This is a genomic window from Saccharopolyspora sp. NPDC050642, assembly GCF_040654735.1.
In the GTDB taxonomy this organism is placed as follows: domain Bacteria; phylum Actinomycetota; class Actinomycetes; order Mycobacteriales; family Pseudonocardiaceae; genus Saccharopolyspora; species Saccharopolyspora elongata.
Genome location: NZ_JBFAIN010000013.1, coordinates 1 through 25793, shown reverse-complemented (window position 1 = coordinate 25793; position 25793 = coordinate 1). Strand labels below are relative to the sequence as shown.

The following is a 25793-nucleotide window of genomic DNA, read 5'->3' as shown; positions in this document are numbered from 1 at the left end:
AGGGCGACGCTGCCAGCGACAGAACGGCTCAATCTGGTCAGTCGGGACATCGATGTCCTTCCGGTCGGGCGGGCGTCAGGATCGCTGCCGCGTGGCGAGCACCCGCTTCGTCTCGTCGGAGACCGGTGCGGCGAGCACCGCGGCCACCAGGTCGGTGAGGTAGTGGGTGAACAGGGTTTGTTCGCTGCGCGGGTCGTCCTTGGCGCGGCGGCTCAGTTCGAGGTGCGCGAAGTGGATGGCCGCGAACCGACGGTGCAGCGGCGGGCCGACCGCCTCGGGCGGCAGCATCGGCGCCACCAGTTCGAGCCAGCGGGCCAGGCTGCCCCCGGGGTCGTCGAGCACGATCGCGGCAGGTTCCCCCGGCTCGACCATCCGGTTGGTGCGGCCGAGCAGTTCCGCGGTGATCTGCAGGTACTCGCGGCCGCCTGCGGGATCCGACAGCTTCGCGATCAGGGGCAGGACCAGTGCGGACGCCAGCGCGCGCAGGTCGTCGCGGCCGGTCAGCTCGTACTGGTCGAGCAGCGTGTTGCGGCGTGCCCCGACGTCCCGCCCGTGCTCGATCAGCACCTCCCGGAGCAGGCCTTCCCGGTTGGTGAAGTGGTACTGCAGCGCAGTGGTGTTGCGCTGCCCGGCGGCGCGGGTGATCTCCCGCAGCGACACCGCGTAGATCCCGCGTTCGGCGAAGAGCCGGGTGGCCGCTCGGGTCAGTGCCGAACGCGCGTCCGCCGCGGGTTCGGCATCGCGTGTCGAGGTGTGGGTCATGGCGAGAACCTATCCGTGCCGCGATTCGCCGGCCGTGACCGCGCGGATCAGCTCGGTGCGGATCTGCCGCTTGAGGATCTTCCCGGAAGCGTTGCGCGGCAGCTCGTCCTCCTGCACCCAAACGTGCGCGGGGATCTTGAACCGCGCTATCCGCCCGTCCAGGAACGCGCGCAGTGCCTCGGCGGTCAGGGTGGTCCCGTCGAGGACCTGGACCAGCACCCCCACCTCTTCGCCCAGGATGTCGTCCGGGATGCCGATCACGGCGCAGTCGGCCACTGCGGGATGCTCGTGGATTGCGGCCTCGACCTCGGCGCAGTAGACGTTCTCCCCGCCGCGGATCAGCATGTCCTTGGCCCGGTCGACGATGTAGACGAACCCCTCTTCGTCGATCCGGGCGAGGTCGCCGGAGCGCAGCCAGCCGTCGGTGATCGCGTCGGCCGTGGCGTCCGGCCGGTTCCAGTAGCCCTTGACCACGTTCGCGCCCTTGATCCGCAGCTCGCCGATCTCGTCCGCGGGCAACCGCTGCTCGGTGACCGGGTCCACCACCTCGACGTCGCAGATCGCGACCGCGAGCCCGATGCTGTCCGGCTTGGTCAGGTAATCGAGTCCGCGGTTGGCCGTGGTCATCGAGGACGTCTCGGTGAGGCCGTAGCCGTTGGCCGGCGCCGCGCCGGGCAGGAGCTCGGTGGAGCGCTGCACGAGCGCCGGTGGCGCAGCCGCTCCGCCGGTTCCGACCGCGGTAAGGCTGGTCAGGTCGCGCCGCGCGAACTCGGGGTGCGCATAGAGTTGCGCGAGCATCGCCGGCACGCCGGTGAATTGCGTGACGCGCTCGCGCTCGATGAGTTCGAGCGCGGTGCCGGCGTCCCACTTGTGCATCAGGACCAGGGTGGCGCCTCGGTGGAAGGCACCGAGCAGCACCGAGTGGCAGCCGGTGCCGTGGAAGAACGGAACTGCCACCAGTGCCGTCGCCGGCACCGCCTGCGCCGCGGCCAGATCGGCGAGCGACCCGCCCTGCCGGAGCAGGGCCCGGGCCGCCGCGTATCCCACGCTGGTCACGTTGCCGCAGATGTTGCGGTGCGTGCCGAACGCGCCTTTGGGAGTGCCGGTGGTCCCGGACGTGTAGAAGATCGTGGCGTCGTCCTCGGGGTCGAGGTCGACATCGGGAAGCTCCGCGGCGGCGGGCACATCGCGGATGTCGCGGCTGCCGGCGGGCAGCGGCCCGGCCGGCCGCGCCACGATCGCGGCGATCCCTAGGCCCGGTAGCACGTCCCGCAGCCGGTCCATCCGTTCCTGGTCCGCGATCAGCACCTTCGCCCCGGAGTCGCGCAGCCCGAACTCCAGCTCGCTCGCCGACCACCAAGCGTTCAACGGCACCACGACAGCACCAGCGCACGCGGCGGCGAAGAAGGCGACCGGCCATTCGGGGAAGTTGCGCATGGCGATGGCGACCCGGTCGCCCTTCCGGATGCCGTGCTCGTCGACGAGCTGCCCCGCCAACCCGGCCACCTGCTGGAAGTGCTCGCGGTAGGTGACCCGCTCATCGCCGTGGACGAGGAAATCCCGCTCGGCGAAGGCCCGGGAGCTCTCGACCATGGCCCGCAAGCTGGCAGGCGCGTTCCGCCAGGCACGCACTCGCACACCGCGGATGTCGACCTCGACGGTCTCGAAAGGCGCGCCCGGAGCGGTCAGCTCTGCGCGGATGTCCTCGTGGTTCCTCATCGTTTCCACGTCCCCACCCTCGCCGGCTCGAACATTCCGTGAGATGGCTCGAATCTGCCTCGCCCGCAACGGAAAATCAAGTGCTTGTGCATCTAAGGCAGTCGCATTACGTTGGCGCCCGGCACCGAAACCCGCACCGGAGGAGACCGCCGTGGCCTGGGAATTCGAGACCGACCCCGAGTTCCAGCGGGAACTCGACTGGATCGAGGAGTTCGTCCGCGAGGAGATCGAACCGCTCGACCACATCATCGACCACCCCTACGACCTCGACGACCCGATCCGCGCGGAGCTGATCCCGCCGTTGCAGGAAACGGTCCGCGAACGCGGCCTGTGGGCCTGCCACCTCGGCCCGGACCTGGGCGGACCCGGGTACGGGCAGGTCAAGCTCGCCCTGATGAACGAGATCCTCGGCCGGGCGCGCTGCGCCCCGATCGTCTTCGGCGCCCAAGCCCCCGACAGCGGCAACAGCGAGATCCTCGCCCACTTCGGCACGCCGGCGCAGAAGGAGCGCTGGCTGCAGCCGCTGCTCGCCAACGAGATCGTCTCGGCGTTCTCGATGACCGAGCCGCAAGGTGGCGCCGACCCGAAGGTGTTCACCACCAGCGCGGTTCGCGATGGAGGGGGCACCTCCCGCTCGAGCGAAGCCGAGAGTGGGGGAGAATGGGTGATCAACGGGGAGAAGTGGTTCTCCTCCAACGCCCGCTACGCGGCGTTCCTCATCGTCATGGCGGTCACCGACCCGGACAACCCGCCCTACCGGCAGCAGTCGATGCTGATCGTCCCGACCGACGCTCCGGGCGTGGAGATCATCCGCAACGTCGGGCTCGGCGGTGACCCCGAAGGTGCGGGCTCGCACGCCTACATCCGCTACCGCAACGTCCGCGTTCCGGCCGACGCACTGCTCGGCCCGCGCGGCGAGGCGTTCATGGTGGCGCAGACCCGCCTCGGCGGTGGGCGCATCCACCACGCCATGCGCACCGTCGGGCTGATCAGGCGGAGCCTCGACATGATGGCCGAGCGAGCGCTCTCCCGCACCACCCAGGGCGAGCAGCTCGCACGCAAGCAGATGGTGCAGGAGATGATCGCGGATTCCTGGCTGGACCTGGAGACCTACCGGCTCCTGGTGCTGCGCACCGCGTGGCGCATCGACAAGTACCAGGACTACCGCAAGGTGCGCGCCGACATCTCCGCGGTCAAGGCGATGATGCCGCGCGTCTTGCGCGATGTGGCCTCCCGCGCGCTGCAGGTCCACGGCTCGCTCGGCGTCTCCAACGAGATGCCGTTCGCCGGGTACGTCACCCAGTCCTTCCACATGGGGCTCGCCGACGGCCCGACCGAGGTCCACAAGGCCACCCTGGCCCGGCAGGTGCTGCACGACTACGAGCCGTCCGACGACCTGTTCCCGACCCGCCACGAGCCGAAGTTGCGCGACCAAGCCCGCCAGAAGTACGCCGACGTGCTCAAGCGGCACGGACGGCTCCCGGCGTGAGCGCATCCCGACCATCCACAGTGGATCCCGCGCTGGTCGATTTCACCGCGCTCGCACGGTGGATGGACGACCAGGGCCTGCCGCCGGGCGACTTCACCGAAATCACGGAACTGACCGGCGGCACGCAGAACGTCATGCTGCGGCTGTGCAGAGGCGACCAGGTGTACGTGCTGCGCCGCCCGCCGCGACATCTGCGCAAGCGCAGCAACGACGCGCTGATCCGCGAGATGAGGGTGCTCGCGGCGCTCGCACCGACACCGGTCCGCGCCCCTGCGATCGTCGCCGGCTGCCCCGACCCGGAAGTCCTCGGCGGAGCGGTGTTCTACCTGATGGAGCACGTGGACGGTTTCAACGCAACGGTGTCGCTGCCGCCCCGCCACGCCGCCGATGCGGCCATCCGGCACGAGATGGGACTGGGTGCCGCCAGGGCCATCGCCGAGCTCGGCGAAGTCGACCACGTCGCGGTCGGCCTGGGCGACGTCGGGAACCCCACCGGGTTCCTCGACCGCCAGGTCGGCCGTTGGCTGGGCGAGCTCGACTCCTACGCGGCGTTCGACGGCTACCCCGGCCCGAACCTCCCGGGCGTCGCAGAAGTCGCCGACTGGCTGGACCGCAACCGCCCGTCGACCTGGCGCCCCGGTCTCATGCACGGCGACTACCACCTGGCCAACATCATGTATTCGCACGCGGGACCGGAGGTGGCGGCGATCGTCGACTGGGAGATGGTGACGGTCGGCGACCCGCTGCTCGACCTCGGGTGGCTGCTGGCCACCTGGCCGGAAACCGACGGCGGCCTGATCCGACCCTCCGCGATCGCGGACGCGGGGGGCCTGCCCAGCCGCGCCGAACTCATCGCCTGCTACGCCGAGCACACCAGCCGCGACCTAGCCGCCATCACCTGGTACCGCGTCCTGGCCTGCTTCAAGCTCGGCATCGTCCTGGAAGGAACCCACGCCCGCGCCTGCGCGGGCAAGGCACCGGCCGGCATCGGCGACCGCCTGCACGCGCACGCCATCGGCCTGCTCACCCAAGCCCGATCGCTGATATGAACCCCGGTTGGAGCGCGATCCCATGACCGACACGACCTTCGACCTGACCGGCAAGATCGCCCTCGTCACCGGTGGCAGCCGAGGCATGGGCCGCGCGATGGCCCACGCCTTCGCGGCCAAGGGGGCGGACGTGATCATCGCCAGCCGCAAGCTGGAAGCCTGCGAAAGCACGGCACGGGAGATCGAGGAGGAGCACGGCGTCCGCGCGCTCCCCGTGGCCTGCAACGTCAGCCACTGGGACCAGTGCGATGCCCTGGTCGAACGCGCCTACGCCGAGTTCGGCCGAGTCGACGTGCTGGTCAACAACGCCGGCCTCTCGCCGCTCTACCCCAGCCTCGACCAGGTCGGCGAAGCCCTGTGGGACAAGGTGCTCGCCGTCAACCTCAAGGGCCCGTTCCGGCTCACCGCACTGATCGGCACCCGGATGGCCGAGGGCGACGGCGGCGCGGTCATCAACATCTCGTCGATAGCCGCGATCCGACCGGCACCGATCGAACTCCCCTACGCCGCGGCGAAAGCCGGCCTGAACACCCTCACCGAAGGCTTCGCCCGCGCCTTCGGCCCCAAGGTCCGGGTCAACGCCATCCAAGCCGGGCCGTTCCTCACCGACATCTCCCACGCCTGGGACCTCGACGCCTTCGCCGAACGGGCCAGAACCTCGATCGCGCTGGGCCGCGGAGGCGAGCCCGACGAGGTCGTGGGAGCAGCTCTCTACTTCGCCAGTGCCGCGTCTTCCTTCTGCACCGGAGCAATCCTCCGCCTCGACGGCGGCGTCCACTGACTCCCCCGAGGAATCTTCCGGTCGACCGAACCCGCGATTGCGGGACGACCTTCAGGCCAGGTCGGCCGGTCGCACCCGCAGCTTGGCCGCGATGCCGGCCAGCGCCTGCTGATCGGTGGCGGTGAGCGGGTCGAGGACGAGCCGCCGCACCGCGCGCACGTGCGTGGGTGCTGCGGCGACGACCACCTCGTAGCCGGCGTCGGTGAGGGCGGCGACGGTGTACCGGCCGTCGTCGGGATCGGGCGAACGCTCCACCCAGCCCCGCTGCTCGAACCGCTTGACGACGTTGGACAGGCGCGAGAGGGACCCGTTGGCCAGGTAGGCCAGCTCGCTCATCCGCAGACGGCGCTCCGGGGCCTCCGAGATGTGGCTGAGGGCCAGGTACTCGAAGAGGGTCAGGCCGGCCTCCTGCTGCAGCGGCGACTCCAGCCGTCCCGGCAGCAGCAGGATCAGCGAGACCAGCCCGGTCCAGGCCTCCTTCTCATCCGGGTTCAGCCACGGCGTCTCGTCCGGGGCGTGCCCGCCTGGGGTTGCGGTGGTGGCCATGGCGGAACCCTACCCAGCGGCCATGACTTCACGCATGAAGTGAAACCGTGCTACGTTCACTTCACGCGTGAAGTGATCTAGGAAGGGTCGCCATGAGCAAGCCGGAGTTCTTCGCCACGCCCGGGTACGGCGCGAGGCAGCTGACCGACATGCACTACAACCAGGCAGTTCGCATCGGCGACCGCGTCGAGACCTCGGGCCAAGGAGGATGGGACGACGACTGGAACTTCCCCGAGTCCCTCGAAGACGAGATCGTGCAGGCCTTCGAGAACGTCGAGCGAACCCTCGCCACGGCCGGCGCCACGTGGCGCGACGTCATCGCCGTGAACTCCTACCACGTCCCCGAATCCGCCGAGTTCATCGGAGATGTCCACAACCGCGTCATGGTGGCGCAGTTCCGCGAGCGCATGGGCGACCGCGCGCCCATCTGGACCGAGCTCGGCGTTCCGGCCCTCGGCGCCCCGGGGATGCGCGTCGAGATCCGCGTGACGGCCATCGTCGGCTGACCGCCGGCCACCTCCGATGCGCCTGCCGACCGGACGCCCCCGGTCGGCAGGCGCCGGCGCTAGCCGAACGAGACCGTCCCACCGGTCAGCACGGCGCGCTCCGCGACCGCGGCGCCGAAGGCGACCGCGCTCGCGTCGGCTCCCCAGCACTCGACCGAGAGCCGGTCGCCGGGGAAGACAGGAGCGGCGAAGCGACCCTCCAACCGGCGCAGGTCGGCCGGATGGGCGCCGTAACGCCGCGCCACGGACAGGGTCGTGCCCGCCAGGGTGCACAGGCCGTGCAGGAACGGCCGCGGCTGCCCGGCCGCCTCGGCGGCTTCGGGATCGATGTGCATGTGGTGGCGATCCCCCAGCAACCGGTACAGCGCCGCCTGGTTCGGCGCGGTGGCGACGTCGAGCCGGTGGTCGGCCGCGGCTTCCGGCCGCTTCGGGCTCGACGGGCCGCGCTCGCCGCCGAACCCGCCGCAGCCGGGGGCGAACAGCGCCCAGGTGGCGACGAAGTAGTCGCTCTCCACCGCCACCTCGAAGATCGCCGCCGAGCCCTTGTCCCACACCTGCGCCACGGACGCGGTCATCGCCAGGGAACCCGAGCGAGGTAGCGGGGCGAGCACTTCGAGCCGCTGTGAGCCGTGCACGGCGGTGCGGGTGTCGAAAGCGCCCCGGGTGCCCAGTGCGTCGGGAGCCCACTGCGCGAGCGTCAGCGCGAAGGTCGGCAGGACGCGCAGCCGCTCCTCGAAGACCAGGTCCAGGTCCGCTGCGGCGGCGCCGACCGCCAGCGCGTAGAGGATCGCGTCCCGCTCGGTGTAGTCGACCACGCGGCTGCCGAGCTCGACGCCGCGCCATTCGCCCGCCGGGCGGGCCGTTTCCGCTGTCATCGCGCCGCTCCCACGACCAGGCCGCTGGTCGGCACCCCGGTTCCCGCCGTGACCACCACGTTCCGCACTCCCTCCGGTTGGTTGACCGAGGTGCCCCGGACCAGCCGGACGGCCTCGGCGATGCCGTTCATCCCGTGCAGGTACGCCTCGCCGAGCTGGCCGCCGTGGGTGTTGGTGGGCAGCCTGCCGTCCAGTTCGAGGTGACCGTCCCGGATGAAGTCCTTCGCCTCGCCCCTGGCGCAGAAGCCGAGCTCCTCCAGCTGCGGGAGCACCAGCGGGGTGAAGTGGTCGTAGAGGATCGCGGCCTGCACGTCGTCGGGGCGCAGCCCGCTCTGCGACCACAGCTGGTCGCCGACCAGTCCCAGCTCCGGGATTCCCGAGATCGACGGCCGGTAGTAGCTCGTCATCATGTGCTGGTCGGCGCCGGAACCCTGCGCCGCGGCGAGCACGTGGACCGGGGCGTGCGGCAGGTCCCAGGCGCGCTCCGCGGAGACCAGCACCAGCGCCTGACCCCCGTCCGTTTCCTGGCAGCAGTCCAGCAGGTGCAGCGGCTCGGCGATCCACCGCGACGCCTGGTGATCGGCCAGGGTGATCGGGCGCCCGTAGAACCAGGCGTTGGGGTTGGTGGCGGCGTGCTTGCGGTCCAGCACGGCGACCCGCCCGAAATCCTCCGAGGTGGCGCCGTATTCGTGCTGGTAGCGGCGCGCGAACATGGCCACCCACTGGGCGGGGGTGTTCAGGCCGTACGGCGTCATCCACGAGTACGCGGCCCGGTCGGCGCTGGTGTCCATCGCGCGGTCGGCCTGGCCCAGCCCGTAGCGCTCCCCCGACCGCTCGTTGAAAGCCCGCCAGCAGACCACGACCGACGCCAGGCCGGTGGCGATGGCGGCCGCGGCGTGCGCGACCGTGCCGCACACCGCCCCGCCGCCGTAGCCGACGCGGGAGAAGAAGGTGAGATCGCCGATGCCCGCGTTGCGGGCGACGTGGATGTCGGAGCTCGACTCCGCGGTGTAGGTCACCATGCCGTCGACGTCGGCGGGCGTCAGCCCGGCATCGGCCACGGCGGCGAGCACCGCTTCGGTGGCCAGCTGCAGTTCGCTGCGGCCGGACTTCTTGGAGAACTCCGTCGCGCCGATGCCGACGATCGCGGCCGAACGGGACAGCGCGCTCATTCGGATTCCTTCCGGGTACCGGGAAGCTGGACGTCGACCGAGCCGGTGATGTGCGCGCCGAGGCCGTTCTCGCCCCGGACCGAGACCTGGACGCGCCGGTGCGGCTCGTCCTTGCCGGTCACCGCGCCGCTGAGGACCATCGTGTCGCCCGGGTAGTTGGGCGCCCCGAGCCGGATCCGGATGGCCTTGACCACCGCGGCCGGGCCGGCCCAGGAGGTGACGAACCGGTCCACCAGGCCGTTGGTCGTGAGGATGTTCATGAACACGTCCTGGGAGCCGCGCTCGGCCGCCAGCCCCGGATCGTGGTGCACGTCCTGGAAGTCCCGGCTCGCGATGGCGGTCGCCACGACGAGGGTGCGGGTCAGCGGGATCTCCAGCTCCGGGAGGACTTCCCCGACGCGCACCGCGTCGAAGGTACGCGTCGGCGGGATCGTCACGAGGCCACCTCCTCGACAGCCAGGTGCTCGCCCAGGTCGGCGAGGGCCGCCTCGGCTCCGCCGAACGTGCCGGAGATCTGCTTGCCCCACAGGAAGAACCGGTGGGCCGGGTAGTCGACGTCGACGCCGATGCCGCCGTGCACGTGCTGGGCGCGGTGCACGACGTCCAGCCCGCTTTGGTCCGCCCACCACTTGGCCACCAGCACGGCGGCGCCGGCGTCGGGCGCCTCGTCGGCGAGCGAGGTGATCGCCTGCCACAGCGTCACCCGCATGGCCTCGATGTCGATGTAGCAGTCGGCCAGCTGGTGCTGGACCGCCTGGAAGGTGGCCAGGGGGCGGCCGAACTGGTGCCGCTCGCCGAGGTAGCCGGCGGCGAGCGCCAGGGCTCCTTGCGCGACCCCGGCCTGGATCGCCGCGAGGGCGGCGGTGGCGTGGCGAAGGGTCTGGCGGAGCGTGTCGCCGCCCGGATCGCCGACCGCGTGCCCGACGGCCCGGTCGAGGTGGAGGTGCCCGCTGAGGTCCCGGGTCGTGGTCTCGGCCTGTTCCCACCGCACGCCTTCGGCGTCCGCCTGCACCAGGAACAGCCCCGCTCCCCGGTCCGTGGTCGCGGACACGAGCATCGCGTCGGCGCCCTGCGGGGACGGCACGACCGCCTTGGTTCCCGTTAGCCGCCAGGCATTTCCGTCGACGGTCGCGGTGCAGGCCGGCGCGCCGGGCTCGGCGGGGGCGAACTCCTCCAGCGCCAGGGCCAGCCGCAGGCTCCCGTCGGCCGCCGACGGCAGGATCCGGCCGCGCTGCTCCTCGTCGCCGTGGGTGGCGACCGCCAGCGCCGCCACGCCCGCCGTCCACAGTGGAACGGGCGCGACGAACCGGCCCTGTTCCTCCAGCAGCACGCACAGGCCGGCGAGGCCGAGGCCCGCTCCGCCGTGCTCCTCGGGCAGCGCGATGCCCACCAGCCCGGCCCCGGCCAGGTCCGCCCAGAGGCGCTCGTCGACGCGCGTCTCCGACGCCTCCACCTCCCGGATCCGGTCGGTGGTGGCCCGGTCGGCGAAGATGCTGCGGGCCAGGTCCTGCACCGCGACCAGCTCGTCGCTGAGGTGGAAGTCCATTCGTGGTTCTCCTTCTCCGGCAGGTCAGGGCCGGTCGGTCGCGGGGCGGAACACGGGCAGCGTCAGCTCCGGGTCCGCTTCGAGCCAGTCGAGCCGGACCGGCATGCCGATGGCGACGTCGTCCGGGGCCACGCCCACCAGGTTGGTGATCAGCCGGGTGCCCTCCGCGAGTTCGACGACCGCGATCAGCAGCGGGTACTCGAACGCCGGGTGCGGCGGGTGGTGCGCGACCACGTAGCTGTAGACGGTGCCGCGCCCGGATGCCGGCACGGTGTCCCAGTCGAAGGACTGGCAGTGCGGGCAGCACGGGCCGGGCGGGTGGCGCAGCGTCTCGCAGGATCGGCACCGCTGGACGACCAGCCGCTGCTCCTTCGCCGCGGCGAACCAGAACTCGTTGTCCTGGTTCACGGCGGGCCGGGGCCGCAGCGCCTTCTTCGCCGCGGGCCGGAACCTCAGGGTGCGCCACTTCTGGGTCGCCACCGCGGTTCCGCTCGCGTCTCGGTAGGTGCGCACCGTGGTGACGAACCGCCCCGCGCCGAGCCCGGTGCGCTTCTCCGGGGAGATCGACTCCACGACCTCCTCGGTGCTGATCTCGTCGCCGGGCACCAGCTCGCGGTGGAACTCGAACTCGGAGTCGGTGGCCACCACCGAGGTGTAGCCGCCCTCCGCGAGCAGGGCGACGAGTTCGTCGAAGGGCGTCGGATCGCTCGCCTCCGGCGCCGTGGTGGCGGCGTAGCCCCGCATGGTCCACGCCTGCACCATCGAGGCCGGTGCGACGACGCCGTCGCGGCCCGTGGCCCGCGCGGCCTCGGCCGAGAGGTAGACCGGGTTGGCGTCGCCCATCGCCTCGACCCAGTGGCGGATCATCGGCACGTTGACCGGGTCCTGGCCCGGCCTGCCCGGCACGAGGACGCGCCCCGCGTAGGACTGGAGGCGCTGCTCGTACGCTGCCTCCGGGGTCACCTGCTCGTCGCTCATGCGCCCCTCTTCGCCCGGGGCAGGCCGAGGCCCTGGGTGGCGACCATGTCGCGCAGCACCTCGTTCACGCCGCCACCGAAGGTGTTGACGATGCCCTGCCTGGAAAGTTGCTCGATCTGCCCGCCGAGCACGGCCTCCGGCGAATCCGGGCGGATCCGGCCGGCCGCGCCGAGCACCTGGGTCAGCGTGCGCTGGACGTCGATGTGGGTCTCGGTTCCGTACGTCTTCGCGGCACCGGCGGTCGCGCCGGTCAGCGTGCCCTCCGCGACGGCCGTGGTCATCTTCCAGTTCATCAGGCGCATCGCTTCGAGCTTCGCGTAGGTACGGGCCATTTCCCGCCGCACCCAGGGCTTTTCGGCGACCCCGGTGCGCTTCGCCCAGGCCAGCACCTGCTCCCAGAGCTGGATCATCCGCCCGCCGAGCGCGGCCAGACCGACGCGCTCGTGGTTGAGCTGGGCGGTGATCAGCCGCCATCCGCCGTCGACGTCGCCGACGACGTCGCGGGCCGGGACGCGGATGTCGCTGTAGTAGGTGGCGGTGACCACCATCCCGCCGACGGCCTGGATCGGGCTCCAGGAGAAGCCCGGTGCACCGGTGGGCACGATCAGGATCGAGATGCCCTTGTGCTTGGGCGCTTCCGCGTTGGTGCGGGCCGCGAGCCACACGTAGTCCGCGGTGTTCGCGCCCGAGGTGAAGATCTTCTGCCCGTTGACCACGAACTCGTCGCCGTCGCGCACCGCCCGGGTCTTGAGCGAGGCGAGGTCGGTGCCCACGTCGGGTTCGGTGTAGCCGATGGCGAAGACGACGTCGCCGCTGAGGATTCCGGGCAGGTACGCCTTCTTCTGCTCCTCCGTGCCGTACTCCATCAGCGTGGGGCCGACGGTGTTCACGGTGACGAACGGGAACGGTAGCCCGGCGCGCTGCACCTCGTCGAAGAAGACGTACTGCTCCTCGATGGACCGGCCCTGGCCGCCGTACTCGCGCGGCCAGCCGATGCCCAGCCAGCCGTCGCGGCCGAGCATCTTGACGACCTCCCGGAACCCGTCCCCGCCGACGCCCTCCTCCCCTACTCGTCTGCGTTCGTCCGCGGGCAGCAGCCCGGCGAAGTAGCCGCGCAGCTCCTGCCGGAGCCGGCGCTGCTCGGGTGTTTCGCGCAAATCCATCGGGAGTCCTCGTTCCTGGGCTCGGTGCGGCCGGTCCCGGCCGGTGGTGCGGCGGCGGAAGGTCAGGGCAGGAAGCGCAGCCGGCCGTTCGCGGCGAACTGCTCGCGGAGGGACTCCTTGTCCGCCGCGGTCATCGGCTCGTACGACGGCTCACCGCGACCGGCCCACCAGTACACGTCGTCGGTGGTCCGCCAGCCGTCCGCCTGCATCTCCTTCTTGCGGAGCTTGTTCGAGCCGGTCGTGGGCAGCTGGTGCGACACGCGGATGTAGCGCGGCGCGCCCTTGGCGCCCAGATCTTCCTGCGCCGCGAGGAAATCCGGCAGGCCGAGGCCCTCGAAGCTCATCCGCTCGGAGATCTCGACGGCCGCCATCACCTGGTCCCCCGAGCGCGGGTCCGGCACCGCGAAGACGCCGGCGGCGACGACATCGGGGTGGCGGCGCAGGATCCGCTCGGTCAGCAGCGCGGAGATGTTCTCGCCGTCCACCCGGATCCAGTCGCCCGAGCGGCCGGCGAAGTAGAAGTAGCCCGCCGGATCGACGTAGCCGAGGTCGCCCGTCCAGTACCAGCCGTGGCGCACCCGCTCGGCGTTGGCCGCCGGATTCTTGTAGTAGCCCTCGAACTTCGCGGCGCCCTCGGTGTTGACGATCTCGCCGATGGCGAGCTCGGCGTTGAGCACCCGGCCGTGCTCGTCCAGCTTCGCGGGCGGGCACGTCTCACGGGTCTCCGGGTTGACGACGCGGACGCCCGCGTGCGCGGGCACCCCGAGCGCCGCGGGCGGCCCGTCCGGGGCCTGGTTGATCATCCCGGCGCCTTCGCTGGACCCGTAGCCCTCGTACAGCGTCGCCGCGAAGCGGCGCTTGAACTCGGCCTGGTCCTCCGGCGACGCCTCGGTGCCGAAGCCGTGCGTCAGCGTGTTGTCGGCGTCGTCCGGCCGTTCCGGCTGGCCGAGGATGTAGCCGAGCGCCTTGCCGACGTAGGTGAAGTACGTTGCGCCGTAATGGCGAACGTCGTCCAGGAAGCCCGACGCGGTGAACTTCGGCGTGAGCACGACGCACGCCCCCGCGAGCAGGGCGGGCGCCCAGAGGGCCATCAGCGCGTTGCCGTGGAACAGCGGCATGCAGCAGTAGCAGACGTCGTCGCGGCCGATGCGGTACTTCGCGGTGTTCTGGTACGCCAGCCCGACGAGGCGCCCCTGGGAGCAGATCGCGGCCTTCGACGCGCCGGTGGTCCCGGAGGTGAACAGCAGCAGCATCCGGGTCGCGGCCGTGACCGACGGGTCCTTGGCCGGTTCGGGCCGGCTCGGGAGCCGCTCGGCGTACTCCGCCGAATCCACGAGCAGGAAGCGGTCCCGCGCCACGCCGATGTCGAGGCCGTCGAGGATCTCCAGCCCCGCCGCGTCGGTCACCACCAGCTGGAGGTCGGTGTTGCGCACCTCCTCCTCCAGGTAGGCGCCGCGGCGGGTGGGGTTGATGCCCACCACCGTCGCGCCGCTGAGCGCCGCGGCGCACAGCCAGAGGATGAACTCCGGGACGTTGTCCAGGAGGATCCCGACGTGGAACGGCCGGTCCTCGTCGCGCAGCCGCCGCAGCAGGTCGGCGCGGGCGGCGCTGTCCCGGACGACCTCGTCCCAGGTCCAGGTCCGCTCCCGGGAGCGAAGCCCCGGACGGTGGTCGCCGATCCGGTCGAGCAGCAGGTCGGCGATGGTCTCTCGTCGCTCGGTCATCGGTCCTCGCCGCTTCAGGAGACGTAACCGGCCTCGGTGCCCCAGGTCGCGGAGCGCGTGGTGCTCCGGTCGACCAGGACGCAGCGCGTGCCGGTGAAGTTCGTTGGCATGCAACGGTTGTTGTGGTTGCACAGCGACCGGACGCCCGCGTCGGCCTCGATCCGGTTCACCAGGTCGGGCTCGCGGAGCAGGGCGCGGGCCATCGCGACGAACTCGAAGCCCTCGGCCATCGCCTGGTCCATGATCCCCCGGTTCGTGATGCCGCCGAGCAGGATCATCGGCAGCTTGACGGCGGCCCGGATCTGGCGGGCGTCCTCGAGCAGGAAGCCGTCCCGGTAGGGGTACTCCCGCAGCACCTTGTTCCCGACCAGCTTCACGCCGAGCTTGATGGGCTGGGGCATGACGTCGGCGAACGCCTCCAGCGGCGCGTCGCCCTTGAACAGGTACATGGGGTTGCTCAGCGAGCTGCCCGCGGTCATCTCCAGGGCGTCGACCGTGCCGTCGGACTCCAGCCAGCGGGTCACCGCGATCGCCTCGTCGAGCCAGAAGCCGCCCGGCACGCCGTCGTCCATGTTCATCTTGGCGATGATCGCGATCCGGTCGTCGACGGCCTCGCGGACGGCCGTCATGATCTCGCGCGCGAACCTCGCCCGGTTCTCCAGGCTCCCACCGTAGGAATCGGTGCGGTGGTTGAGCTTCGGGCTCAGGAAGGAGCTGGCCAGGTAGTTGTGGCCCAGGTGCACCTCGACCGCGTCGAAGCCCGCCTCGATGGCCATGCGCGCCGCCCGGGCGTGATCCCGCACGATGCGGCGCAGATCGTCCCGCGTGGCCTCCTTGGCGAAGCTGAGCGTGGTCTTGTGGAAGTGCCGGCTCGGCGCCAGCGCGGGCGCGCCGTTGCCCTTGGGGTTGGCGACCGGGCCGCCGTGCCCGATCTGCGCCGACGCGGCGGCGCCCTCGGCGTGGACCGCGGCGGTGAGCTTCTGCAGGCCCGGCAGCGATTCCGGGGTCCACAGTATCTGGTGCCGATCGGTACGCCCTTCGGGAGACACCGCGCAGTAGGCGACCGTGGTCATGCCCACGCCGCCGGCCGCGTGCCGGACGTGGAAGTCGAGGAGATCCCGGGTGACCCTGCCCTTGTGGCTGAGGCCTTCGTAGGTGGCGGCCTTGATGGTCCGGTTCCGGAGGGTCAGGGGGCCGATCCTGCCGGGGCTGAAGACGTCCGGGACGGTCCTGTCGGTGGTGGTCACGAATGCTCCTGTTCGGTTTCTGCGCGGACGGTAGGTCGCCGGGGAGGTCCCGCACCCCGGCCGTCCCGCTCATCGGGAGGGACGGGTCAGCCGAAGAACGCCTGGCCGCCGTCCAGGGGCACGGTGGCCCCGGTCAGGTAGCGCATGTCCGGTCCGACCAGGGCGACGACCGCGCGCCCGATGTCCGCCTCGCACTCGCCGATGCGGCCGAGCGGGATGGACTTGACGAACTCGGCGGCCTCCTCCGGGTTCTTCGCCACCCATGCCTCCAGCCCCGGGGACAGGGCGTGGGGCGCGATGGAGTTCGCGCGGATCCCGTCGCGCCCCCACTCCGCCGCCGCGGTCCGGGTGAGCGAGCGCAGGGCCTGCTTCGCCGCGGCGTACGCGCCGTAGGTCGTGGGATCCCAGCGCACCATCGCGGAAGTGACGAGGTTGACGATGGAGCCGCCGCCGCGGGCCTTCAGGTGCGGGTGGCAGGCCTTCATGAAGGCGAAGGCGGCGAACGGCGCGGTCCGGAAGCCCCGCTGGAAGTCGTCGTCGCTCATCGACAGCAGCGGCCCGTAGTGGCCGGTGTAGGCGTTGTTGACGAGCACGTCGACGCCGCCCATCGTGCGGACGACCTGCTCCACCAGCGGCGGGATGGCGGCGGTGTCCGCCACGTCGACCGTGAACGGCACGGCCTCGGCGCCGCGTTCGCGGATCAGCTCGCAGGTGGCGCTCAGCTTCGCCTCGGTGCGGCCGACCACCGCCACGGACGCGCCCTCCCCGGCCAGCGCGAGCGCGATGCCCTGCCCGACGCCTTGCCCTGCCCCCGTGACCAGTGCGACCTTGCCTTGCAAGATGCCCATGCGGCGACTCCCAGATGACGTGTGCTGCGCCTGCTCCGCAAAGGGTGGGGCGGATCGCGGCGGAGCCGAGCGGACCGTCCCGCTCAGCGGGAAGACGGGCGAGCGGGCGTCCCGATGAACGGAAACCTGCGGCTGTTGTCCGCACCGGGTGCCGCACGATTTGATGCGCTCAACGTCCCGGTCAGCAGCTGGAGGAACGCCCACACATGAGCACAACCGAACCTGCTGCCGTCATGACCGCCCTGACCGGGCCTGGCGGCGCTTTCGAACTCGCCGAAGAAGACGTGCTCGGCGCACGGCTGCCGGTGTTCAAGAACCGGGCCGGGTCGCTCGCCGAGATCCTCGCCGGTTCCACCGCGCACGGCGACCGCGACTACATCGTGACGGCCGACCGGCGGATCTCCTTCCGCGAGCACGCCGAGCGGGTCGCCGCGCTGGCCGCCGCCTTGCGCGAGGAGTTCGGCATCGGCAAGGGCGACCGGGTCGCGATCGCCGCCGCCAACACGCCGGAATGGATCCTCGCGTTCTGGGCCACGATGGCCGTGGGCGGCATCGCCGTCGGGTTCAACGCCTGGTGGTCGGCCCGCGAGCTGGACCACGGCGTCGGCCTCGTCGAGCCGCGCGTGATCGTCGCCGACGCCAAGCGCGCCGCCCTGCTGGAGAACGGCTCCGTGCCGCTGCTCCGCATGGAGCGGCAGGTCGGCGACCTGGTCCAGCGGTACGCGGGCGCGCCGCTGCCCGCCGTGGAAGTGGCCGAGGACGACCCCGCGATCGTCCTGTTCACCAGCGGGACGTCCGGCCGCCCCAAGGGAGCCGTCCACTCGCACCGCAACGTGTGCTCGGTCGTCGAGTACCACCGCATGAACGACGCCCTCGCCGCGGCGCTCCGCGACCCGGTCGACCCGCAGGACCGGCGATACCTGCTGGCGCTGCCCCTGTTCCACATCGCCAGCCTGCACAACCTGGCGGTGCCGAGGCTCGCGACCGGCAGCACCGTCGTCATGCACCAGGGCACCTTCGACGTGGACGCGGTGCTCGGCCTGGTGGCGCGGGAGCGGGTGACCAACTGGGGCGCGGTGCCGACCCAGGCCCACCGGTTGCTGGAGCACGGCGACGTGTCCAAGTACGACCTCTCCGCCCTCACCGCGTTCTCGCTCGCCTCCGCGCCATCGTCCACGGCGTTCAAGCAACGCCTGCGGGAGAAACTCCCCTTCGCGGAGAAGTCCCTTGTGGACAGCTACGGGATGACCGAGACCTGCACGGCGCTCACCGCCGCGAGCCCGGCGGACCTCGCCGAGGCGCCGGGCACCCTCGGCCGGCCGATCGTCGGCGTCCAGCTCGAGATCCGCGACCCGCTCGGAATCCCCTTGCCGGACGGCGAAGAGGGCGAGGTGTGCGTCCGCAGCGCCTACAACATGCTCGGCTACTGGAACGATCCGAAGGCGACGAGCAACACCATCCGGGAGGACCGGTGGCTGCACACCGGCGACATCGGCGTGGTCGAGCGGGGCAGGTTCCGGCTCAGCAGTCGGCGCTCGGACCTGATCATCCGCGGCGGAGAGAACGTCTACCCGGCGGAGGTCGAGGGCGTCCTCGCCGAGCACCCGCAGGTCCAGGAGTGCGCCGTGCTGGGCGTCCCGCACGCCGACCTCGGCCAGGAGGTGTTCGCGGTGGTGGTCACGGATCCCGGCAGCGGGCTCACCGAGGAGGAGCTGCGCGACCACGCCCGGGACCAGCTGGCCTACTTCAAGGTGCCGTCGCGCTGGCGGATCACCCACGACCGGCTGCCGCGCAACGCCACGGGCAAGGTGATCCGAACCGCGGTCCGCAAGGACGTCTAGACCGGCGGAGCACGAAGCCCCGGCCGTTCCGCTCCGGCTGGACGACCGGGGCCTTCGCACCCGGATTTCCCTGGGCTCGCGCGCTGATCATCCGACGACGCCGGGCATCGTCCCGAGGTTCAGTTCGGCCGGCCGGTGCGAGCGTCGCGGGCGAAAGTACTGATGAGGAGCTCGGACAGCATGCGTGCGTCCGCGCTGAACGCGATGTGCGCGTTGGGTTCCTGCGGCGTGTCCAGGCGGGTGTCGATGACCGTTCGGCCGATGGTGAGCGAGCTGGCCGTGTCCACCGCGACGGGCAGGTGCCGCGTGGTGACGACTTCGGGCCGCACGAGGTAGGCCGTGCAGAGCACGTCGTGCACCGGTGCCGCGTGCTCGATCGTCATCGCCGACGCGTAGGCGTCGATCCGGCGCCTGATGATCCGGGCGGACGCGATTCCTGCTGGGGTCGCGAGGTTTTCGAGCGCATCGCAGTCCTCCAGCGTGATCAACGCTTGGTGGGTCGCGTCCAGCGTCACGAGGGTGAGGCGATCGAAGCCAGCCGAGAGGACGACGGCCGCCGCTTCGGGGTCGGCCCAGACGTTGAACTCGGCGGACGCGGTCACGTTGGTGACACCGTGGCCACCGCCCATGACGACCAACTCGTCGACGGCTTCGGTCAACGACGGGTCGATGGCGAGCGCAGTGGCGATGTTGCTCAACGGACCGACCGGGACCAAGGTGAGCCGCTCGGTGGTCGATCGCAGCGTTTCCACCAGGTACTCGACGGCGCCGGTGTCCCGAACCTTGCTGTGCGGGGCCGGAATCGGCAGCTCGCTGCCGTGCGGGTCCTGATCGGTGTCCCGTTCGAAATGCCTCCCCCCGGGAAAACCCCGGCGGGCGACGGGCCTCGACAGGCCTGCGAAGACCGGGATGTCCGGCCTCCCGATCCAGTCCAGGACCCGCAGCGTGTTGTCCGTGGTGTTCTCGAGCGGAACGTTGCCGTTGACCGTGGTTATGCCTATCAGATCGAGATCGGGGTGCAGCGCGGCGAACATGATGGCGACGGCATCGTCCGTGCCGGTGTCGACATCGAGGATGATCCTGCGGCCCATGGAGAAATCCCTTCGACTCCGGTTCGCACCGCGTCGGCGAACCAGCGCCCAGTAGATCAAGAACGGGAACGGCGCCGATCACGCCTCCCGTCCAAGCGGTGCCGCGGCCTCCACAGCCAGGGTCTGCACGCGGTCGGGAACGCGCCGCCTGCGCGGCTTCCAGGCCGGCGATGCGGCCGAACCACCATCCACACTGGACCGATCCGCAGACCGGAAGGGCTCCCGATCTCGGGTGAGATCGGGAGCCCTTCCGGTCCGGGTCAGCGCGGTCGCGGCAGGTGCTTCGCGATGAACAGGCCTTCGGCCGACACGCAGACCTCGCCCCGGGCCGTGATCGCGCCCGTCGTGCGGACCTTGCGCCCGTCGACCGCGACCTGCTCGCCGGTGACGGTCAGCGGCTCGAACAACGGGGTCGGCCGGTGGTAGCGCAGCGTGAGCTCGGCCGTCATCCCCGACTGACCCGCCCAGTGGTTCGCCACGCCGAGGGTGTGGTCGAGCAGGAGCGCCGAGATCCCGCCGTGCACGTGCCCGGGCGGCCCCTGGTACGGCAGGCCCAGCGCCACCACCCCCTCGACCGAGCCGTCGTCCTTCCCGGTCAGGTGCAGCGGCGGCGCGATCGCGTTCTCGGGCCCGGTCACGGGGTCGTGGCGGGTGATGCCCTCCCCCGACCACATGTCCACCATCCGCTGGTCCATCGCGGGCGCGTGCTCGTCGAGGTGGTCCGCGACGGCGTTGAGCCGGTCCGCGACCTCCTTCATCTCCGCCGCCGACCCGTCCCCGGCGTGCAGCAGCGACGCGATCACCCGGCGGGCCGCCGACACCGCGGCATCGACGCCCTCGTTGCGGGGCGCGGCGGTCAGTTCCAGCGGCTGTTCCTGGGCGGCGGTCACGACGCCACCTCCGCGGTGGCGTGCGTCAGCACCGGCGCGTCGCCGCGCTCGGGGCACGTCGAACGCAGCACCAGCCGCCCGCCGTCGCGCCACACCGCGGTCCGGATGGTCTCCCCCGGCAGCAGCGTGCCGGCGAATCGCACCTCGAACGCGCGCAGGCGGGCGGCGTCGCCGTCGAGCAGCCCGTCGACGATCGCCTTGGCGACCAGCCCGTAGGAGGCCAGGCCGTGCAGGATGGGCCGGTCGAAACCGGCCGCCCGGGCGAAGTCCGGATCGGCGTGGAGCGGATTCATGTCGCCGTTGAGCCGGTAGATCAGCGCCTGGGCGGGCGTCGTGGGCGACTCCAGCACGACATCCGGTTCGCGCTCCGGCAGTGCGGCCGCGACGTCCGGTCCCGGTTCTCCGCCGAACCCGCCCTCGCCGCGCGCCCAGATCTGCATGGTCGTCGTCCACAGCGCCGCGCCATCGCCGTCCGCCGCGGTCGATTCGAGCACGATCACCGCCGCCTTGCCCTTGTCCCACACGTCCGCGACGCGGCTGGTGACGGTGGCCGTGCCGGACGCGGGCAGCGGCCGGTGCACGCGGAGCGCCTGGCCCGCGTGCAGGATCTTGCGGAGGTCGATGTCGATCCCGGGCAGCGCCAGGCCCGGCGCGGCGCTGTCGCCCGCGGAGATTCCCTGCCCCGCCACCATCGCGAAGGTCGGCAGCACCCGGAGGCCGCCCTCGTAGGTGTAGGGCAGCTCCGGCTCGGTGTCGGCGCGGGCGCCGGCGCCGAGCGAGAGGTGGTAGAGCAGCACGTCCCGCCGCGTCCACGAGATCTCGCGGGTCGCGGGCCGGGCGTTCAGCGCCTCGTCGAGGTCGATGGCCATTCTTGCGTTTCTCCTGTGTGCGTCAGGTCAGGACTTGGGTCGGGGTTCCGGGTCGCGCGGGAGCCCCAGCAGCCGCTCGCCGACGATGTTGAGCTGGACCTCGGTGGTGCCGCCCGCGATCGACAGGCACCGGGTGTTGAGGAACTTCCAGGTCGCGCCGGGGGAATCCGCGGACGGCCGCTGGCCGTTGAGCAGCGCCGCGGGCCCCTGCCACTCCACCGCGGTCTCCCACACCTGCTGGATGTGCTCCACGCCGAGGAGCTTGGCGATCGACGACTCCGATCCCGGCTGCTGCCCGCTCAGCGAGCGGATCGTCTGGCGGAGACCGAGCAACGCGCCCGTCTGGGCGTCGGAGAGGATCTGCCCCAGAACCGCGAGGCGGTGGTCGTCGGCTTCCGCGGCCGCCAGTTCGAGCAGCGCTTCGCCGCCCGAGCCCAGCGACGAGTCGTGCGAGAGCGCGACGCGCTCGTTGGCCAGGGTGGTTCGGGCGAGCTTCCAGCCGTCGCCGGGCTCGGCGACCAGCATGTCGTCGGGCACGAAGACGTCGTCCAGGAACACCTCGTTGAACAGGGCATCGCCGGTCAGCTCGCGCAGCGGCCTGATGGTGATGCCCGGGGCGTCCATGTTCAGCAGGAAGTACGACAGTCCCTTGTGCTTGGCCGCGTCCGGGTCGGTCCGGGCGAGGAGGATGCCGTAGTGCGCCTCGCGGGCCATGGAGGTCCACACCTTCTGGCCGTTGATCTTCCAGCCTCCGTCGACCTTCTCCGCCCTGGTGGACAGGCCGGCCAGGTCGGATCCCGCGCCCGGCTCGGAGAACAGCTGGCACCAGGTGATGTCCCCGCGGAGCGTGTCCGGGAGGAACCGGCGCTGCTGCTCCTCGTCGCCGTGCTGGATCAGGGTCGGGACCACCCAGTTCCCGATCACCATGTCGTGGGCGCGCACCTGCGCGGCCCGCATCTCCTCCGCGATGGTGAGCTGCTCGACGGCGTCGGCGCCCCGGCCCCACGGCTTCGGCAGGTGCGGCGCGGTGTAGCCGTGCTCGGCGAGGTAGGCGATGCGCTCCTCGCCCTGCAGGGCGGCCGCCTCGGCGAGCTCTGCGCGCACCACCGCCCGGATCTCCTCCGCCTCCGGCGGCAGATCCACCGAAACCGCGCGGCGGGTGCCGTCCAGCGCCAGGCGCGCCACCCGCTGGTGCCAGTGGCCGGTCGCGCCCAGGAGCAGCCGCGACGTCTGCGCGCGGCGCAGGTAGAGACCCGCGTCGTGCTCCCAGGTGAACCCGATGCCGCCGAGCACCTGGATGCAGTCCTTCGCGGTGCTGAACCCGGCCTCGATGCCGGTGGCTCCCGCGACGGCGACGGCCAGCTCCACCTCGTCGGCGGCGTCCTGCGAGTCTTGCGCGCGGGCGGCGTCCCAGGCGCAGGCCCGGGCGGCCTCGGTGCGGGCCAGCATGCGGGCGCAGCGGTGCTTGACGCCCTGGAACTGCCCGATCGGCCGGCCGAACTGCTCCCGCACCCGGGCGTACTCGGCGGCGGTCGTGGTGCACCAGTCGGCGACGCCGCACGCCTCCGCCGCGAAGAGCGTGGCGGCGAGGTCGTGCGGCCGGTGCGGCGCGACGCCGAGGACGTCCTCGGCGGGCACCTGCGCGCGGGAGACCGCGACCTCTGCGAGCCGCCTGGTGAGGTCGTGGCTGGGCACCTCGGCGACCTCGGCCGCGGAGCGCGGCAGCACCACCCACGCCTGCTCCCCCTCCAGCGCGATTCGGAGGACGAGCACGTCCGCGAGGTGCGCGCCGAGCACCGGCTTGGCGGTCCCGGAGACGAGGAGGCCGCCGTCCGCGGTGCGCTCGGCGGTGAAACCGTCGCTGAGGGCGAGCGCGCCGGTCGCCGTTCCGTCCGCGAGCGCCGGGAGGTGCGCCTGGTGCCCCGCCTCGCGCAGTACCGCACTGGTGAGCACGGTCGGCAGGAAGGGACCGGGCGCCATGCAGCGGCCGAGTTCTTCGAGAACGACCGCGAGTTCGAGCAGCCCGTAACCGGCGCCGCCGACGGCCTCCGGCAGGTGCAGTCCGAGCAGGCCCTGTTCGGCCAGCTGCTTCCAGAAGGGCGGCAGCTGCTCAGCGTCGGCATCGACCGCCGCGCGCACCTCGGTCTCGGTGATGTGGCGGCCGGCGAAGGCCCGCACGGAGTCCCGCAGGTCGCGGTGCTCCTCGCTCAATCCCAGAGTTCCTCGTGTCATCTCAGATCCGTTCGACGATGGTGGCCGTGGCGTGCGCGCCGCCGGCGCACATGGTGATCAGCGCGGTGGAGCGGTCGCTGCGTTCGAGTTCGTGGACGGCCTGGGTGATCAGCCGGGCGCCAGTGGAGCCGACGGCGTGCCCGAGCGCGATCGCGCCGCCGTTGACGTTGACCTTGTCCATGTCGGCCCGGTGCACCTGGGCCCACGACAGCACGACGGACGCGAAGGCCTCGTTGATCTCCACCAGGTCGATGTCGCCGAGCGCCATGCCCGCCTTCTCCAGCACGTGCGCCGTGGCGTGCACGGGGCCGTCGAGGTGGTAGTACGGGTCGGAGCCCACCATCCCGGAGGCGACGATCCGGGCCCGCGGCCGCAGGCCCTCCGCCTCGGCCCGCTCCCGGCTCATCAGCAGCACGGCCGCCGCCCCGTCGCTGATCTGCGAGGAGTTGCCCGCGGTGTGGATGCCGTCGGTGATCACCGGCTTGAGCTTTGCAAGGCCCTCGGCCGTGGTCTCGCGCAGCCCCTGGTCCCGGGTCACCGGGGCGGTTTCGCCGGTGGGGCCGTCCTCGGCCAGGACCGGCGCGTCGACGGGGATGATCTGGCCGTCGAAGCGCCCCTCGGACCAGGCGACCGCCGCCTTCTGCTGGGAGGCCGCGCCGAGCGCGTCGGCGTCGGCGCGGGTGATGCCGCGGTTGCGGGCGATCCGCTCGGCGGCGGTGAACTGGTCGGGCATGTCGATCGACCAGGAGTCCGGCACCGGGATGCCGGTGCCCGGCGCCAGGGCCGCACCGAGGAAGACGCGGCTCATCGCCTCGACGCCGCAGGCGATCCCGATGTCGACGGCGCCGCCGGCGATCAGCCCGGCGACCAGGTGCACGGCCTGCTGGGACGAGCCGCAGGCGCAGTCGATGCTGGTGCACGCGGTGGTGTGGGGCAGGCCGGCGTGCAGCCAGGCGTTCCGGGTGACGTTGTTGGACTGCTCCCCCACCTGCGTCACGCAGCCGCCGACGACCTGGCCGACCTTCGCCGGGTCCAGGCCGGCCCGGTCGAGCACGCCCCGCTGGGCGAGGCCGAGGAGTTCGGCGGGATGCAGCCCGGACAGGGCTCCGTAGCGCTTGCCGACCGGCGTTCGACCGGCCTCGACGATGACGGCCTCGGGCATCTGGCTTCTCCATCCGCATGCGGGACGACGCGCCCCCACATCACTAGAATTCATTATCTATCCGCATTGAAACACCACCACAACGAGAGCGGACCGCATCAGGCTCGCTCAGTGGGACTGGGGCGCGCTCGACAGAAGAATGAATACTAGTTTTCGGCCCGAGACCGGGCACGGCCGTGCCGGGACCGTCGGATGCAGGACAAGGAGCACGCAATGAGCGACAGCACGCTGGAGGGCCGCACCGCGGTCGTGACCGGCGCCGGCGCAGGGCTCGGGCGCGCGGAAGCGCTCGCGCTCGCGGCCCACGGGGCCAACGTGGTCGTGAACGACATGGGCCCGGCCGCCGAGGACGTCGTCAATGAGATCAAGTCCGCGGGCGGCGACGCGGTGGCGGTGACCGGCGACGTGGGCGACTGGTCCACCGGCGACCGGCTGGTCGAGGCGGCCGTGGACACCTTCGGCGGCTTGGACGTCGTGGTGAACAACGCGGGCGTCCTGCGGGACACGATGATCTTCAACCTCACCGAGCGCGACTGGGACGACGTCATCCACGTCCACCTCAAGGGCCACGCGGCCGTCTCGCGCGCCGCGGCGGTGCACTGGCGCAACGCCAGCAAGGCGGCGGGCGGGCCCGTCTACGGCCGCATCGTGAACACCACATCGGAAGCGTTCCTGTTCGGCGCCGCGGGGCAGCCCAACTACTCGGCGGCGAAGGCCGGCATCACCGCGCTGACCCTGTCGAGCGCGCAGGGGCTGTCGCGGTACGGGGTTCGCACCAACGCGATCTGCCCGCGGGCGCGGACCGGGATGACGGCCCACGTGTTCAGCGCCGATCCGAACGGGGGCGACCTGGACATCCTGGCGCCGGAGCGGGTGGGCGCGTTCGTGGCCTACCTGGCCTCGCCGGCGGCGGACGAGATCAACGGTCAGGTCTTCGTGGTCTACGGCGACATGGTCGCGCTGCTGGCCGCGCCCACGGTGGAGCGGAAGTTCACGGCGGCGGCGGGCGCCTTCAGCGTCGCGGAGCTCGACGACCAGCTCACGCCGTACTTCGCGGGCCGGAGCCCGTACCAGACCTACGCGGCCTACAGCGTCGCGGAGCTGGACACCACGGGAGTGCAGAACATCGCGCCCCAGAAGAAGTAACCGCCACGACCCGGTCCGGCGATTTCCATCGAGCGTTTTCCAGTCCCTGTGCGGAATTCCTGTGCCCGGCTTGACGTCCCGGTGCACCAGGCCGCGTTCGTGCGCGGCCTGCAGCGCCCGTCCCGCCTGCTCCAGCATGTCCAGCGTGTGGTCGGTG

Annotated in this window: 23 protein-coding genes; 6 read left to right on the top strand and 17 right to left on the bottom strand. The window is 71.6% G+C overall.

Annotation, left to right across the window (positions count from 1 at the left end):
* Positions 1-75: 75 nt before the first annotated feature.
* Both AB0H93_RS21120 and AB0H93_RS21115 read right to left on the bottom strand, forming a co-directional pair.
* Positions 76-762 carry a helix-turn-helix domain-containing protein gene (locus AB0H93_RS21120; protein WP_358574663.1) on the bottom strand — a complete coding sequence of 229 codons (687 nt, stop codon included), beginning with the start codon at positions 760-762 and terminating at the stop codon, positions 76-78.
* A gap of 9 nt (positions 763-771) precedes the next feature.
* Positions 772-2481, bottom strand: a complete 1710-nt coding sequence (locus tag AB0H93_RS21115) for an AMP-binding protein (RefSeq protein ID WP_358574662.1) — start codon at positions 2479-2481, stop codon at positions 772-774.
* 151 nt (positions 2482-2632) lie between these two features.
* On the opposite strand from AB0H93_RS21115, the gene AB0H93_RS21110 reads away from it, so the two are divergent.
* From AB0H93_RS21110 to AB0H93_RS21100, 3 genes are read left to right on the top strand one after another with little or no spacing between them, the layout of a single operon-like run.
* Entirely contained in the window at positions 2633-3970 is a 1338-nt protein-coding gene (locus tag AB0H93_RS21110) for an acyl-CoA dehydrogenase family protein (RefSeq protein WP_358574661.1), read from the top strand.
* Complete coding sequence (locus tag AB0H93_RS21105; protein WP_358574660.1) at positions 3967-5019, top strand: phosphotransferase family protein; 1053 nt, start codon at positions 3967-3969, stop codon at positions 5017-5019. The genes AB0H93_RS21110 and AB0H93_RS21105 overlap by 4 nt, the downstream gene beginning before the upstream one ends.
* Positions 5020-5041: 22 nt before the next feature.
* Entirely contained in the window at positions 5042-5800 is a 759-nt protein-coding gene (locus tag AB0H93_RS21100) for a glucose 1-dehydrogenase (RefSeq protein ID WP_358574659.1), read from the top strand.
* A 51-nt stretch (positions 5801-5851) separates the two neighbouring features.
* Here AB0H93_RS21100 and AB0H93_RS21095 read toward each other — a convergent pair whose 3' ends face one another.
* Positions 5852-6346: a MarR family transcriptional regulator gene (locus AB0H93_RS21095; RefSeq protein ID WP_358574658.1), complete on the bottom strand. Its 495-nt coding sequence runs from the start codon at positions 6344-6346 to the stop codon at positions 5852-5854.
* 92 nt (positions 6347-6438) lie between these two features.
* On the opposite strand from AB0H93_RS21095, the gene AB0H93_RS21090 reads away from it, so the two are divergent.
* Entirely contained in the window at positions 6439-6852 is a 414-nt protein-coding gene (locus AB0H93_RS21090) for a RidA family protein (protein ID WP_358574657.1), read from the top strand.
* Between the two features lie 59 nt (positions 6853-6911).
* Here the strand turns inward: AB0H93_RS21090 and AB0H93_RS21085 are convergent, their stop codons facing one another.
* The 9 genes from AB0H93_RS21085 to AB0H93_RS21045 all read right to left on the bottom strand — a co-directional run bounded on the left by AB0H93_RS21085 (position 6912) and on the right by AB0H93_RS21045 (position 16405).
* Positions 6912-7727 (bottom strand): MaoC/PaaZ C-terminal domain-containing protein, encoded by an 816-nt coding sequence (locus AB0H93_RS21085; protein WP_358574656.1) that lies wholly within the window; start codon positions 7725-7727, stop codon positions 6912-6914.
* Positions 7724-8899: a lipid-transfer protein gene (locus AB0H93_RS21080; protein WP_358574655.1), complete on the bottom strand. Its 1176-nt coding sequence runs from the start codon at positions 8897-8899 to the stop codon at positions 7724-7726. Before AB0H93_RS21080 ends, AB0H93_RS21085 begins: the two co-directional genes overlap by 4 nt.
* Positions 8896-9336: a MaoC family dehydratase gene (locus AB0H93_RS21075; RefSeq protein ID WP_358574654.1), complete on the bottom strand. Its 441-nt coding sequence runs from the start codon at positions 9334-9336 to the stop codon at positions 8896-8898. The genes AB0H93_RS21080 and AB0H93_RS21075 overlap by 4 nt, the downstream gene beginning before the upstream one ends.
* On the bottom strand, positions 9333-10445 hold the full coding sequence (locus AB0H93_RS21070) for an acyl-CoA dehydrogenase family protein (RefSeq protein ID WP_358574653.1): 1113 nt from the start codon (positions 10443-10445) through the stop codon (positions 9333-9335). The genes AB0H93_RS21075 and AB0H93_RS21070 overlap by 4 nt, the downstream gene beginning before the upstream one ends.
* 24 nt (positions 10446-10469) lie before the next feature.
* Entirely contained in the window at positions 10470-11423 is a 954-nt protein-coding gene (locus tag AB0H93_RS21065) for an OB-fold domain-containing protein (RefSeq protein WP_358574652.1), read from the bottom strand.
* The gene (locus AB0H93_RS21060) at positions 11420-12586 is read right to left on the bottom strand and encodes an acyl-CoA dehydrogenase family protein (protein ID WP_358574651.1); all 1167 of its coding nucleotides are present in this window, start codon (positions 12584-12586) and stop codon (positions 11420-11422) included. The genes AB0H93_RS21065 and AB0H93_RS21060 overlap by 4 nt, the downstream gene beginning before the upstream one ends.
* A 62-nt stretch (positions 12587-12648) precedes the next feature.
* Positions 12649-14310: an AMP-binding protein gene (locus AB0H93_RS21055; protein ID WP_358574649.1), complete on the bottom strand. Its 1662-nt coding sequence runs from the start codon at positions 14308-14310 to the stop codon at positions 12649-12651.
* A gap of 14 nt (positions 14311-14324) precedes the next feature.
* Complete coding sequence (locus AB0H93_RS21050; RefSeq protein ID WP_358574648.1) at positions 14325-15557, bottom strand: NADH:flavin oxidoreductase; 1233 nt, start codon at positions 15555-15557, stop codon at positions 14325-14327.
* 86 nt (positions 15558-15643) lie between these two features.
* Positions 15644-16405, bottom strand: a complete 762-nt coding sequence (locus AB0H93_RS21045; protein ID WP_358574646.1) for an SDR family oxidoreductase — start codon at positions 16403-16405, stop codon at positions 15644-15646.
* A 206-nt stretch (positions 16406-16611) separates the two neighbouring features.
* Between AB0H93_RS21045 and AB0H93_RS21040 the strand changes: the two genes are divergently transcribed.
* Positions 16612-18246, top strand: a complete 1635-nt coding sequence (locus AB0H93_RS21040) for a class I adenylate-forming enzyme family protein (RefSeq protein WP_358574644.1) — start codon at positions 16612-16614, stop codon at positions 18244-18246.
* A gap of 119 nt (positions 18247-18365) precedes the next feature.
* On the opposite strand, the gene AB0H93_RS21035 is transcribed toward AB0H93_RS21040, so the two are convergent.
* From AB0H93_RS21035 to AB0H93_RS21015, 5 genes are all read right to left on the bottom strand, one after another.
* Complete coding sequence (locus AB0H93_RS21035) at positions 18366-19337, bottom strand: nucleoside hydrolase (RefSeq protein ID WP_358574643.1); 972 nt, start codon at positions 19335-19337, stop codon at positions 18366-18368.
* 260 nt (positions 19338-19597) lie between these two features.
* Positions 19598-20227, bottom strand: coding sequence for a PaaI family thioesterase (locus tag AB0H93_RS21030; protein ID WP_358574642.1), 630 nt, complete (start codon positions 20225-20227; stop codon positions 19598-19600).
* Positions 20224-21096 (bottom strand): MaoC/PaaZ C-terminal domain-containing protein, encoded by an 873-nt coding sequence (locus AB0H93_RS21025; protein WP_358574641.1) that lies wholly within the window; start codon positions 21094-21096, stop codon positions 20224-20226. The genes AB0H93_RS21030 and AB0H93_RS21025 overlap by 4 nt, the downstream gene beginning before the upstream one ends.
* A gap of 27 nt (positions 21097-21123) precedes the next feature.
* A complete protein-coding gene (locus AB0H93_RS21020; RefSeq protein ID WP_358574639.1) occupies positions 21124-23328 on the bottom strand; it encodes an acyl-CoA dehydrogenase in 2205 nt (734 codons plus the stop codon).
* A 1-nt stretch (position 23329) separates the two neighbouring features.
* Complete coding sequence (locus tag AB0H93_RS21015) at positions 23330-24490, bottom strand: steroid 3-ketoacyl-CoA thiolase (protein ID WP_358574637.1); 1161 nt, start codon at positions 24488-24490, stop codon at positions 23330-23332.
* Positions 24491-24703: 213 nt separating this feature from the next.
* Here AB0H93_RS21015 and AB0H93_RS21010 point away from each other — a divergent pair, with 213 nt between their 5' ends.
* On the top strand, positions 24704-25636 hold the full coding sequence (locus AB0H93_RS21010) for a 3-oxoacyl-ACP reductase (protein WP_358574636.1): 933 nt from the start codon (positions 24704-24706) through the stop codon (positions 25634-25636).
* Positions 25637-25793: the final 157 nt, after the last annotated feature.